11 protein-coding genes are annotated in these 11,977 nt (G+C 72.6%); 8 read left to right on the top strand and 3 right to left on the bottom strand.

All coding sequences use genetic code 11. The features are described from left to right. Positions 1–84: 84 nt before the first annotated feature. From LH62_RS28135 to LH62_RS07325, 5 genes are all read left to right on the top strand, one after another. Positions 85–2,376 (top strand): HWE histidine kinase domain-containing protein, encoded by a 2,292-nt coding sequence (locus LH62_RS28135; protein ID WP_052213869.1) that lies wholly within the window; start codon positions 85–87, stop codon positions 2,374–2,376. A 99-nt stretch (positions 2,377–2,475) separates the two neighbouring features. Next, positions 2,476–3,048, top strand: a complete 573-nt coding sequence (locus LH62_RS07340) for a metal-dependent hydrolase (protein ID WP_052213866.1) — start codon at positions 2,476–2,478, stop codon at positions 3,046–3,048. Between the two features lie 48 nt (positions 3,049–3,096). Next, positions 3,097–4,029 (top strand): glucokinase, encoded by a 933-nt coding sequence (gene glk, locus LH62_RS07335; protein WP_043360267.1) that lies wholly within the window; start codon positions 3,097–3,099, stop codon positions 4,027–4,029. A gap of 57 nt (positions 4,030–4,086) precedes the next feature. Continuing rightward, complete coding sequence (locus LH62_RS07330) at positions 4,087–4,572, top strand: helix-turn-helix domain-containing protein (protein ID WP_043360265.1); 486 nt, start codon at positions 4,087–4,089, stop codon at positions 4,570–4,572. Then, entirely contained in the window at positions 4,565–5,905 is a 1,341-nt protein-coding gene (locus tag LH62_RS07325) for an MATE family efflux transporter (RefSeq protein WP_043360264.1), read from the top strand. Before LH62_RS07330 ends, LH62_RS07325 begins: the two co-directional genes overlap by 8 nt. Here LH62_RS07325 and LH62_RS07320 read toward each other — a convergent pair. Both LH62_RS07320 and LH62_RS07315 read right to left on the bottom strand, forming a co-directional pair. Then, on the bottom strand, positions 5,851–6,918 hold the full coding sequence (locus tag LH62_RS07320; protein WP_052213864.1) for a tripartite tricarboxylate transporter substrate binding protein: 1,068 nt from the start codon (positions 6,916–6,918) through the stop codon (positions 5,851–5,853). The genes LH62_RS07325 and LH62_RS07320 overlap by 55 nt on opposite strands. Then, positions 6,915–7,928: an NAD(P)-dependent oxidoreductase gene (locus LH62_RS07315; protein WP_043360262.1), complete on the bottom strand. Its 1,014-nt coding sequence runs from the start codon at positions 7,926–7,928 to the stop codon at positions 6,915–6,917. Before LH62_RS07315 ends, LH62_RS07320 begins: the two co-directional genes overlap by 4 nt. Positions 7,929–8,069: 141 nt before the next feature. Here LH62_RS07315 and LH62_RS07310 point away from each other — a divergent pair, with 141 nt between their 5' ends. The 3 genes from LH62_RS07310 to LH62_RS07300 are packed head-to-tail and all read left to right on the top strand — an operon-like array spanning position 8,070 to position 11,270. Continuing rightward, a complete protein-coding gene (locus LH62_RS07310; RefSeq protein WP_043360261.1) occupies positions 8,070–9,059 on the top strand; it encodes a tripartite tricarboxylate transporter substrate binding protein in 990 nt (329 codons plus the stop codon). 53 nt (positions 9,060–9,112) lie between these two features. Then, positions 9,113–10,222, top strand: coding sequence for an enolase C-terminal domain-like protein (locus tag LH62_RS07305; RefSeq protein ID WP_043360260.1), 1,110 nt, complete (start codon positions 9,113–9,115; stop codon positions 10,220–10,222). Positions 10,223–10,277: 55 nt separating this feature from the next. Beyond that, complete coding sequence (locus tag LH62_RS07300; RefSeq protein ID WP_043360255.1) at positions 10,278–11,270, top strand: tripartite tricarboxylate transporter substrate binding protein; 993 nt, start codon at positions 10,278–10,280, stop codon at positions 11,268–11,270. Positions 11,271–11,306: 36 nt separating this feature from the next. On the opposite strand, the gene LH62_RS07295 is transcribed toward LH62_RS07300, so the two are convergent. Further along, positions 11,307–11,915: an invasion associated locus B family protein gene (locus tag LH62_RS07295; protein ID WP_160299791.1), complete on the bottom strand. Its 609-nt coding sequence runs from the start codon at positions 11,913–11,915 to the stop codon at positions 11,307–11,309. Between the last annotated feature and the right edge of the window lie 62 nt (positions 11,916–11,977).

Genomic DNA, 11,977 nt, shown 5'->3' with positions numbered 1-11,977 from the left:
CGGTTGAAGGGTAGGGGCGGGCGCGGCAAGTTCGGTCGTCAGGCAAAAAGGGCCTTGGGTGACGGCTCACAGCGAGGCCAGCCAATGAGCTTCGACCGCGGGAAGGACGCGCTCGACCTGGCGAGCGAGGCGCTGTTCCAGGCGCTCGGCGACAACGCCTATGAGCTGGACCGCGACTTCCGCTTCCTGACCTTCAACGCGGGTTGCGTGGCCTACTACGGCCGGCCAGCCGAGGCGACGCTGGGGCAGCCGATCTGGGAGGTGCTGGAAGGTGCGCGCGGCAGCTGGCTCGAGCCCTTGCTGCGCGAGGCGATGGCGACCCGGCGGCCGATGCGCGTGGAGCGGGAAGGCGTGGCCCGCCCGGATCGCTGGCTCGAGGTCACCGCCTTCCCGACCGCCCGCGGCCTCGGCGTCGCCTTCCGCGACCGCACCACGGAGCACCGTGCGACCGAGGCGCTGCGGCAGAGCGAGGCGCGGCAGGCCTTCCTGCTCGCGCTCGAGGAGCGGCTGCGCGGCCTTGCCGACCCGGATGAGGCCATGGCCGCCGCGGCCGAGATGCTAGGCCGGCATCTCGATGCGGTGCGCGCCGGCTATGCCGAGGTGGATGCCGCGACCGGGATGCTGCGGGTGACCCGCGGCTGGACCGAGGGGCGCATTCCGGTGCGTGCGGGAGAGCAGCGCGCACTCGACGCTTTCGGCCCGGCCGCCGCGGCCGAGCTGCGCACCGGGCGCGTGCTGGTGGTGGAGGACTGCCTTTCCGACCCGCGGACCACCGGCGAGGCGGTGGCGGCGACCTGGGCGGAGATCGGCGTCCGTGCGCTCCTGGTGGCGCCGCTGGTCAAGGCGGGGACCCTCAACGGATTCTTCTATGTCCACGAGATGGCGCCGCGGCGCTGGTCGGCCGCGGAGGCTGAACTCGTCCATGAGGTTGCCGAGCGGACCTGGGCGGCGGTCGAGTGGGCGCGGGCCGAGGCCGAGCGGCGGGAAAGCGAGGCGCGGCTCGCCCTCGCCGCGGAGGCGGCCGGGCTCGGCATCTGGGACTGGGACCTGGTGACCAACCGCTTCGTCTATTCCCCGCGCGCCAAGGCGATCTGCGGTTTCGACCCGGAGCGGGAGCCGAGCTACGAGGATGTGCGGCGGGCGACGCATCCGGAGGATCTCCCCGGGACATCGGCGGCGGCGCGGCGGGCCCTGGACCCGGCGTTGCGGGAGCGGCCGGTCTTCAATTACCGCCTGGTGCGGCCAGATGGCAGCCTGCGCCGCGTCATCGCCCATGGCCGGGCCTTGTTCGAGCGGATCGGCGGCGAGGAGCGGGCGGTGCGCTATGTCGGCACGCTGCAGGATGTCACCGAGGCCTGGGAGGCGGCCGAGGCCCTGCGCGAGAGCGAGGCGCGGCTGCGCCTCGCGGTCGAGGCGGGGCAGATGGCGGTGTGGGAATACGACGTCGCCACCGAAGGGGTCATCGGCTCGCCGGAGCTGAACCGGCTGCTCGGCTTTCCCGAGGATGCCAGCCCCGGCATCGCCGAGATGCGGGCGCGCTATTGGCCGGGCGAGCAGGAGCGGCTGCAGGCGATCGCCCAGGGGGCGCTGGCGCGGGGCGAGCGGCATTTCGAGGCGGAGTACCGCTATCTTTGGCCCGATGGCTCCGTGCGCTGGCTGATGATGCGGGCGGAGATACGGTTTGGCGCCGGGGGGGTACCGAGCAAGGTCGTCGGCGTGGTGCTCGACGTCAGCGCGCGCAAGGCGGCGGAGGAGCGCCAGGTGCTGCTGATGCGGGAGGTCGACCACCGGGCGAAGAATGCGCTCGCCGTGGTGCAGGCGGCGGTGCGGCTGACCCTGGCGCCGGACCTGGAGAGCTACCGGCGGGCGATCGCCGGCCGGGTCTCGGCGCTGGCGCGGGCGCAGACGCTGCTGGCGGAGGATCGCTGGTCCGGAGCGGAACTGCGGGCACTGGTCGAGGGGGAGCTGGCGGCCTTCGTCGGCGAGCGGCAGCGGGCGGTGCTGGAAGGCCCGCCGGTCGCCCTGCCGGCGCGGGCGGCGCAGCCGCTGGCCATGGCGATCCACGAGTTGGCGACCAATGCGGTGAAATACGGGGCACTGTCGGTGCCCTCGGGCTGCGTGGCGGTGCGCTGGTCGGTGGAACGCGGGGCGACGCCGGTGCTGACCTTGCGCTGGGCGGAGATGGGCGGGCCGCCTGTTGCGACGCCGCTGCGGCGCGGATTCGGCTCGCGGGTGCTGGAAGGCACGGTGCGGGGACAGTTGGCGGGGGCGGTGACGCTCGCCTGGGAGCCGGGCGGGCTGGTCTGCACGCTGGAGGTCCCGCTGCGGCGGGAGGATGAGGTCGAGTCGGGCCCGGGCGCGGCGGAGATCGACTGAGCAATCCGCGGCCAGGCGGAAAAGGGCTGGACTTTCCGGCATTTGCGCGGGAATCTTCACGCTCCGTTCCAGGCACCTCCGGCAAGGACCTGCACGCCGATGATGGCGGGCTCCCATGTTGCGCTCGGCATGGCGGCCTGGATGGCCGCCGCGCCCCATCTCGGCCAGCCGCCGCTGGCGCCGGGGGCGCTTGCGCTGGCGGCGCTGGGCGGGCTGCTGCCGGATATCGACCATCCGAAATCCTGGGTCGGGCGGCGGGTGCGGCCGGTCTCGGACCTGCTGGCGGCGCTGCTCGGGCACCGGGGGGTGACGCATTCGCTGCTGGCGGTGCTGGCCTGCGGCTGGATGCTGCGGCGGGGAGAGGTGCCGCCCGAATATGCCGGGCCGCTGGTGATCGGCTATCTCAGCCATCTCGGCGCGGATCTGCTGACGCCGGGCGGGTTGCGGCTGGCCTGGCCACTGAAGGGGAGCTGGGCCTTGCCGCTGGTGCGGACGGGCTCGGCCTTCGAACCGCTGGTGGTGGCGGCGCTGATCGCCGCCGCCTGGCTAAGCCTGCCGCACCGGCCGGACCCGCGGGCGCTGGCGGAGCGCTGGGGCCTCTGCATCACCTGCGAGTCGCTGCCCTTGCCGCCCCCGCCTCCGCCGCTGCCGCCCCGTCGCCGCGTGGCGTAACATCGACGGGGATGGCGGGGAGGGGTGAAGCGCCGTCAGAATGGCGGAATGACGACCCTCCTCGCCGATATCGGCGGCACCAATGCCCGCTTCGCCCTGACCGAGGGCGAGGTCCCAACCAACCCGGCCAGTCTGGCGCTCGACGGCTTCCCCGGCATCGTCGAGGCCATCGCGCATTTCCTCGGCGGGGCGACGCCGCCCGAGGCGGCGGTGCTGGCGGTCGCCGGGCCGGTCCATCGCAACGCCGTGCGGCTGACCAATCGGGACTGGGTGGTGGATGGCGCGGCCATCGGGCGTGCGCTCGGCATCGGCCATGTGCGGGTGGTGAACGACTTCGCGGCGCAGTCCTGGGCGTTGCCGGACCTTGCCGGGGCCGACCTGCATCCGCTGGGCGGTGGACAGGCGGAGGCGGGGGCGCCGCTGGCCGTCCTGGGGCCGGGGACGGGGCTCGGGATTGGGGCCTTCCTGCCACCGGGGCAGGCACTGGTGACGGAGGGCGGGCATGCCAGCATCGCCACCCATGATCCGCGCGAGGCGGCGGTGGTGGAGTGGCTACGCGGGCGGCATGGACATGTCTCGGCGGAGCGGGTGCTGTCGGGGCAAGGTCTCGAGAACCTGCATGCCGGGCTGGCGGCGGTGGACGGGGCGACCGTCGAGTCGCTCGAGGCGGCGGAGATCACCCGACGGGCGCTGGCGGGCGTGGATGCGCGCTGCGCCGAGGTGCTCGACATCTTCTGCGCCATGCTGGGGAGCGTGGCGGGGGACCTGGCGCTGCTCTACGGGGCGAAGGGCGGGGTTTATGTGGCGGGGGGCATCTGCCCGCGCTTCCCGGACTACCTGGCAGCCTCGCGGTTCCGGGCGCGGTTCGAGGCGAAGGGGAGGTTCCGCGAATGGCTGGCACCGGTGCCGGCCTGGCTGGTGATGCGGCCCGACCCGGCGATGCTCGGCCTGACGGCGATCGCGCGCGGCCGGGCAAAATAGCTTGCTGGGCGGCGATGGCGATGCTTGCATCATGCAAGTTGCAGGAGCGCCATGCCGATGGGCCGCACGGATTTCACCCAGATGCGCTGCCCGGTGGCGCGGGCCATGGCGGTGCTCGGCGAGCGCTGGGCCATGCTGGTGCTGCGGGAGTGCTTCTACGGCACAAGCCGCTTCGACGAGTTCGAGCGCAACCTCGGCATCGCGCCCAACATCCTCTCCGCCCGGCTGCGGGACCTGGCGATGCATGGGCTGATCGAGAAGCTGCCGGCGCCGGGGGCGCGGCATGACTATCGGCTGACCGAGAAGGGGCGGGATGCCTTCCCCGTCTTCCTGGCGCTGAAGGGCTGGGCGGATCGCTGGATGACCGGGCCGGAGGGGCCGCCGGTGGTGCTGGAGGAGCGGGGGACGGGGGCGCCGGTGCGGAGCCCGCCGGCGCTTTCCTCGACCGGGGCGCCGCTGCAGCCCGAGGATATCCGCGTGCTGGCGGGGCCGGGGGCGAGCGAGGCGCTGCGGGCGCGGTTCGGGGCGCTTGTCGATGGCTGACGGCACGGCGGCGCTTGCGGCGCCTTCCTCGCGCGACCTGCTGCGGCGGGTCTGGGTGCTGGCGGCGCCGACCACGGCCGTCGCCGCGCTGCAGTCGGCGGCGCAGCTGGTGGAGCCATGGCTCGCCGCGCGGCAGGGGACGGCGGCGCTGGCCGGCTGGGCGGTGGTGCTGCCCTTCGCCCTGCTGATGCAGCAGATGTCGACGGGGGCGATGGGGGGTGGCGTGGTTTCCGCCATCGCCCGGGCGCTGGGGGCGGGCAGGCGCGAGGAGGCCTCGACCCTCGTCGTGCATGCCGTGGTGATCGCGCTCGGCTTCGGGCTGGCCTTCGCGGTGGCGCTGGCGGGGTTTCCGCGGGCGATCCTCGGGGTGATCGGCGGGGCGGAGGCGGCGGAGGCAGCGGCCGCCTATTGCGCCTGGCTGTTCGGGGCGGGGGCGGTGCCGGCCTGGATGGCGAATACCCTCGCCTCCGTGCTGCGCGGCGGGGGGCGGCATGCGCTGGCCTCGCGGGTGCTGCTGCTGGCCTGGGTGGCCTATCCGGTGCTGGCCTGGCTGCTGATGGAGCGGGCCGGCTTCGGGCTGGCGGGGGCGGGGATGGCCTTCGCCCTCAGCATGGCCGCCGCCTCGGTCGGGATGGCGGTGGTGGTGATGCGCGGCGGGGCGGGGTTCGTGCCGCAGCTCAGGGTGCGGCTGCGGGGGGCGCTGTTCGGGCGCATCCTCTCGGTCGGGCTGGTGGCCTGTGCGATGGCGACGGTCGCCAATCTGGCGACGATCCTGGTGACGGCGCGGGTAGCGTCCTACGGGGCGGTGGCCGTCGCGGCCTATGGCGTCTCGGCGCGGATCGAATTCCTCATGGTGCCGCTGGCCTTCGGCGTCGGCTCGGCGCTGACGGCGCTGGTCGGGCGCGCGGTGGGGGCGGGGGACTGGGCGACGGCACGGCGGACGGCCTGGGCGGGGGCGGCGATGGCGCTGGCGGTGACGCTGGTGGTCGGCGTCTTCGTCGCGGTGGCGCCGGGCTTCACGGCTTCGGCCTTCAGCGGCGACCCGGCGGTGGTGGAGATCGCCACGCAGGCGCTGGCGGTGATCGGCTTCGCGCTGCCGGGCTTCGGCGTCGGCATGGCGCTCTACTTCGCCAGCATGGGGGCGGGGCGGATGGCGGGGCCGGTGGTGGCGGCGCTGGCACGGATCGGCCTGGCGGTCGGCGGTGGGTGGGTGCTGTCGGACCTGCTGGGTTACGGCCTGCAGGGGCAGTTCGTCGCTGTGGCGCTCGGGATCAGCGCCTATGGGCTGATCACGGCGCTGTCGGTGCGTCCGGGGGTGTGGGCGGGGCGCTGATCAGCCCCGCTGCACCCAGGGCGTGCGCTGCCAAAGGCCGCGGTAGTCGGCTCCTCGCGGCGGAGGCGGGCAAACCAGGCCTCGCCGGGCTCGTAGGCCGGCTCGGTGAAGCGGCTTTCCAGGGCGCGGATGAATTCCGGGTCGCGGGCGATCTCCTCCGTCGCCTCGCGCAGCCGGGCGAGGACGGCGGGCGGCGTGCCGGCCGGGACGACGAGGCCGCGCTCGGAGGCCATGGTCACCGGGTAGCCGAGCTCCTTCAGCGTCGGGATATCGGGGCCGAAGCGGCTGCGGCTGGCCGCGGCCTGGGCGAGGATGCGGAAGCCCTGCGGCGCGGCGGTGACGGCGCCGAGGTTGAGGCCCATCAGGTCCACCTGCCGACCGAGCACGGCCGTGCGGAGCTGCGGGTCGCCCTGGAAGGAGACATGGGTGAGGCGGATGCCCGCGGCCTCCTGCAACAGGACGAGCTGCAGGTGGTCGTCCGTGCCGATGCCGGGCGAGGCGTAGGTGATGCTGTCGGGTGCCGCCTTCGCGCGCGCGATCACGTCCTGCAAGCTCTTGTAGGGACCGTTGGCATGGGCGGTGATGGCGCTCGGGTCCGTCACCAGGTTGGCGATGGGGGCGAAGTCGTCGAGGCGGAACTGCGCCTGCCGCTCGATCGGGATGGTGAGCAGGCCGGGATAGTTGGTGGTGCCGATGGTGTGGCCGTCGGGCCTGGCGCGGGCGACGGCGCCGAGGGCCAGCTCGCCGCCGGCTCCGGGGCGGTTGGTGATGACGACGGTGCCGCCGAGCTTCTGCTCCAGCGCGCGGCCGTAGGAGCGGGCGTCGAGGTCGGTGCCGCCGCCGGCGGTGAAGCCGACGACGATCTCGATCGGGCGGTCCGGGTAGCGCACGGTCTGGGCGAGGGCCGGCGTCGCCAGCGTGGCGAGAAGGAGCGTGCGGCGGGAAACGGCTGCGCGAGGCGGCCGATTCAGCCCTTCGCGCCTGTCGGTGCTTCGGCCATCGGACGCACTCATGTCCCGCGCCCCTCGTTGCTGTCGCGCCAGGCGATGAGGCGGCGGAGGCCCTCGCGCATATCGACCTCGGGCGCCCAGCCGATGGCGGCCTTGGCCTTCTCATGCGCGATGCGGAAGGCGCCGCCGGAGGTGAGACGGACCTTGCCCGGCTCGGCCCCGATGAATTCCGGCGCCGGGCCGCCGCCCAGCAGCTCGGTGACGAGCTGGACCAGCTCCAGCGTCGTGGTCGGGGCGGGGCCGGAGGTGTTCACCGCCACATCGGTCGCCGCGCTCTCGAAGGCCATGCGGTTGGCCCGGGCCAGGTCGCCGACATAGACGAAATGCTTGGTCTCGGCGCCGTCGCCGAAGACCTGCGGCGCCTCGCCGCGCTTCAGCCGGTCGATGGTCTCGATGATGTAGAGGGCATTGGCCGCGCGGTAGTGCTGGCGCTCGCCATAGACGGTGGAATAGCGCAGGACGACGTAGTCCTGGCCCCATTTGCGGAAGGCGTCGCGGCAGAGCTGTTCGCCGATGATCTTGCTGGCACCGTAGAGGATGGCGGCGGGCGGGGCGCCGACGCTGTGGAAGGGCGTGCTTTCCACGAGTTCGCCGGCGACGCCCGGGCCGTAGCCGTAGGTGGCGTTGGAGGAGGCGAAGACCAGCTTGCGCACCCCGTTGGCGCGGCAGGCCTCCAGCACGTTCTGCACGCCGCGGATGTTGACGTCGAGGCCGCCCCAGGGATCGCGGTCCATCGAGAGCGTCATGTAGGCGGCGAGTTGCAGCACGCCGGCGAGGCCCTCGGTGGCGCGCAGCAGGTCGGCCATGCGCATCACGTCGCCGCGCACCAGCTTCAGCCGCGGATGGTCCTTGAGATGGGCGATGGCGGCATCGGAGCCGAAGGCGAAATTGTCGAAAAGCACGACTTCGGCGGCGCCGTGGTCCAGCAGCTCGCCGGCGGTGGCGGAACCGACCAGGCTGGCGCCGCCGATGATGGCGAAGCGGTTGCCGGCAATGGGGACCGAGGCGGCCATGCGTTTCCTCCAATATTCCTTGCGCGCCATCCAAGCGCGATGCGCGTTGCAGGCCAAGCCGCTTGTTGTGTCCCCGGCAGGGGTTCGACCGGCGGTGCCCCGGCCGCTAGAAGGGCGCCCCAACGCCAGATAGGGAAAACCATGCCCGTCATCCCACGCCGCGTCGCGCTCGGGGCCAGCCTCGGCACCACGCTCTCCAGCCTGCTGCCCGGCCGCCGCGCTGCGGCCCAGCCCGCCTGGCCCAGCCGGCCGGTGCGGATCATCGTTCCTTTCAGCGCCGCCGGCACCACCGACATCGTCGCCCGCATCCTGGTGGAGCCGTTGAGCGCGCGGCTCGGCCAGTCCGTGGTGGTCGAGAACCGCCCCGGCGCTGGCGGCAATATCGGCGCCGAGGCGGTGGCGAAGGCGACGGACAATCACACGCTGCTGATGACAACGATCGGGACGGCCGCCATCAATTACGGCCTGTACCGCAACACCATGCCCTACAAGCCGGAGGATCTCGCCGCGGTCTCGAACATCGCGGCGGTGCCGAACGTCATCATCGCGGCGCCGGGAGTGCCGGTGAAGACCCTGCAGGAGGCGGTGGCGCTGGCGAAGCAGCGGCGCGACGGGCTGACCATCGCCAGCTCGGGCAACGGCACCAGCCTGCACCTCACCGGCGAGCTGTGGAAGCAGGTGGCCGGCATCAACCTGGTGCACGTCCCCTTCCGCGGCTCGGGGCCGATGCTGACGGAGGTGATCGCCGGCCGGGTGGACCTGGCGGTGGACAACCTGCCCTCCTCGCTCGGGCATATCCGCGACGGGCGGGTGCGGGCGCTGGCGGTGACGACGCCGGAGCGCAGCAAGGCGGTGCCCGACGTGCCGACGACGCGGGAGGCCGGCTATCCCGGGCTCGACGCGACGGCCTGGTTCGGCATCCAGGCGCCCGCCCGCATGCCGGCGGAGGCGGTGCAGCGCCTGTCGCAGGAGTTGCAGGCGATCGTGAAGGAGCCCGCGGTGCGCGCCAGGATCGAGGAGCAGGGCGCGGAGCCGGTGGGCGACACGCCGGAGCACTTCGCCGGCTTCATCCGCGGCGAGATCGCCCGCTGGGGCGAGGTGATCCGCAAGGGCAACATCCAGCTCGACTAGGCGGCGCGGCGTGCGTTCCCTTACCCTTCGCGGAAGGGAAGGGAACCACGCCGATGAAGATCGACCATGTCTCGCTGACGCTCTTCGCCTGGGAGGGCATCCCGCCGACGAAATACCATGCGGCGAGCCGGCTGGACTCGGGCAGCTCGGCGCTCGGGCTGCTGCGGATCGGGACGGATGCGGGGATCACCGGCCATGCCTTCCTCGGCTCGGCGACGCATACGGCGGCGAATGACGGGCCGGGGCTGGTCCGCTACCTGAAGCCGCTGCTGATGGGGCAGGACCCGCTGGACCGGGAGCGGCTGAACGCGGCGCTCTGGCCCTGGTCGCGGCTGATCTCGGTGCGCTCCATCGGCGCGGTCGACGTGGCGCTGTGGGACATCGCGGGCCAGGCGGCGGGGATGCCGATCCACCGGCTGCTGGGCACCACGCGGCACAGCATCCCGGCCTATGCCAGCTCGGCGATCCTTCCCAGCATGGAGGAGTATGCCGAGGAGGCGGTGCGCTTCCGCGAGGCGAACTGGGCCGCCTACAAGATCCATCCGCCGCAGCGGCCGCGCGAGGACATCGCCGTCTGCCGGGCGGTGCGGCGGGCCGTCGGCGACGACTACACGCTGATGCTCGACAGCACCTGGGCCTATGACTTCCCGGCCGCGATGCTGGTCGGGCGGGCGATCGAGGAGCTCGGCTTCCTTTGGTACGAGGACCCGCTGCACGACCAGGACATCACCAGCTACGTGAAGCTGCGGCAGAAGCTCGATATCCCGATCGTGGCGACCGAGTACCCGGCGACGGGGCTCGAAAGCTATGCGCCCTGGATCATGATGCAGGCCACCGACTATCTGCGCGGCGACGTGGCGGTGAAGGGCGGCATCACCACGCTGGTGAAGACGGCGCACCTCGCCGAGGCCTTCCGCATGAATTACGAGGTGCACCATGGCGGCAACTCGCTGAACAACGTCGCCAACCTCCATGTCTGCTGCGCCATCCGCAACACCAGCTTCTTCGAGGTGCTGCTGCCGGACGGGGCGCATAAGTATGGGCTGGCGGAGGACATCACCGTGGGCCCGGACGGGATGGTGCATGCGCCGGAGGGGCCCGGGTTGGGGGCGGCCATCGACTTCGAATTGATCGAGCGGAAGCGGATTGCGGTGCTGGAGTGAGCGGCCACTCATTGTAGAAGCGGCGCCATCGACAACGGATTCGAAGGCGCCGGGCATGACCGATATCGTACAGGGGATTTCGCGACGGGGTGCATTGGCCGGGGTGCTGGGCCTCGGCCTGGCCACGCCGGCCATTGCGCAGGGCGGCTACCCGAACAAGCCGATCACCGTGGTGGTGGGCTTCCCGCCGGGCGGGCAGACGGATTTCGCGGCGCGCATCCTGCAGCCGGGGCTGTCCAACGCGCTCGGGCAGAGCGTCGTGATCGACAACCGCGGCGGCGCCGGCGGCAATCTCGGCACCGAGGCGGTGCTGCGGTCGCGGCCGGACGGCTACACGCTGCTCGCAGGCAATGCCAACCCGCTGACCATCAACCCGCACACCTTCCAGGGGATGACGATCGACCCGCTGCGGCTGACGCCGGTCGGGCTGATGCTGCAATCCTCGCTCATCCTCTGCGTGCATCCTTCGGTGCCGGCGAAGACGCCGCAGGAATTCGCGGCCTGGGCGCGGACGCAGGCGAACGGCGTCGATTACGGCTCGGCAAGCGCGGGCAGCCTTTCGCATGTGGCGATGGAGATGCTGAAGAACCGCATCGGCAATCCGCCGATGGAGCACATCCCCTATCGCGGCAGCGGGCCGGCAATGCAGGACTTCATCGCCGGGCGCTTCAGCATCATGTGCGACGCCTCCTCGGTGGTGGCGCCCTTCCTCAGAGCGGGGCAGATCCGCGGGATGCTCTCGACCGGCGCGGCGCGCATCCCGGCCTTCCCGGAGATCCCGGTGGCGGCGGAAGCGGGGCTGCCGGACTACGTCTTCAACGCCTGGATCGGGCTGTTCGGCCCGCCGGGGATGCCGGCCGAGGTGGTGCAGCGGCTCAATGCGGCGCTGAACCAGGCGGTGCAGGATGCGGCGATCCGCGAGAAGATCACCAGCCAGGGTGACGAGCCGGGCGGCGGCACGGCTGAGTCGCTGGGCGAGACCATGCGGCGCGACCATGCGCGTTGGGGCGAGGTGGTGCGCGCCAACAACATCCGCGCCGACGGCTGACGCATCGGGAGGGGCGCCGCCCCCTCCCGCCGCGGCCTATTCGCCTTCCTTGGCGAGGGCGTCGAGGGCCGCGGTGAAGCCGCGGAAGGAGACGGGGATGGAGGCGTCGCCGCCGCTGGCGTCCTTCCATTCCAGCCGGCCGGCGGCTTCGGCCGGGCGGGCGCGCAGGCGGCGCAGCACGGCGTCGTCGCGCAGCTCCAGTTCGGCGAAGCAGCCGCGCGGGATGCAATTGCGGAAGGCGACCGTCAACGGTGCTTCGGCCGGGCGGTTGGGGATGTCGAGCACCAGCTTGGCCGGCGGGCCGATCTGAAGGTTCACCGGCACCTGAGCGACAAGGCGCAGCGGCTCGCCCTTCACGGTGCGGCCGATGGCGAGCACGGCCACCGGTTGCTGGCGCTGGTCCTGCGTCGTCTGCGCCATCTCGCAGAGCCGGGTGGCGGACGCGGTGCCGCTGGCCGCGCGCGTCTCGCAGCGGACCACCCAGTCGGTGAAGACGGCCATGGTGCGGTCCGGGCTGCTCTCGGCGGCGGGGGCCTGCGCCGGCTGGGGCTGGGCCGCCGGGCGCTGGGCGGCGGGCTGGGCTTGGCCGATGGCCGGGACGAAAGCGGCGAGCATCACCGTTGCAGCCAGAGCCTTGAACGTCACGCGCATCGATTCCTCGGCCACCGTGTTGGCCGGATGCCTGTACCCCGCGCCAGGGTGCTCAC

Source organism: Belnapia sp. F-4-1 (assembly GCF_000802185.1).
GTDB lineage: Bacteria > Pseudomonadota > Alphaproteobacteria > Acetobacterales > Acetobacteraceae > Belnapia.
This window is presented reverse-complemented; position numbering and strand designations above follow the sequence as displayed.

Coding starts and splice junctions, on each gene's coding strand:
- LH62_RS28135 (WP_052213869.1), top strand. CDS start 85: ATGAGCTTCGACCGCGGGAAGGACGCGCTCGACCTGGCGAGCGAGGCG.
- LH62_RS07340 (WP_052213866.1), top strand. CDS start 2,476: ATGATGGCGGGCTCCCATGTTGCGCTCGGCATGGCGGCCTGGATGGCC.
- glk (WP_043360267.1), top strand. CDS start 3,097: ATGACGACCCTCCTCGCCGATATCGGCGGCACCAATGCCCGCTTCGCC.
- LH62_RS07330 (WP_043360265.1), top strand. CDS start 4,087: ATGGGCCGCACGGATTTCACCCAGATGCGCTGCCCGGTGGCGCGGGCC.
- LH62_RS07325 (WP_043360264.1), top strand. CDS start 4,565: ATGGCTGACGGCACGGCGGCGCTTGCGGCGCCTTCCTCGCGCGACCTG.
- LH62_RS07320 (WP_052213864.1), bottom strand. CDS start 6,918: ATGAGTGCGTCCGATGGCCGAAGCACCGACAGGCGCGAAGGGCTGAAT.
- LH62_RS07315 (WP_043360262.1), bottom strand. CDS start 7,928: ATGGCCGCCTCGGTCCCCATTGCCGGCAACCGCTTCGCCATCATCGGC.
- LH62_RS07310 (WP_043360261.1), top strand. CDS start 8,070: ATGCCCGTCATCCCACGCCGCGTCGCGCTCGGGGCCAGCCTCGGCACC.
- LH62_RS07305 (WP_043360260.1), top strand. CDS start 9,113: ATGAAGATCGACCATGTCTCGCTGACGCTCTTCGCCTGGGAGGGCATC.
- LH62_RS07300 (WP_043360255.1), top strand. CDS start 10,278: ATGACCGATATCGTACAGGGGATTTCGCGACGGGGTGCATTGGCCGGG.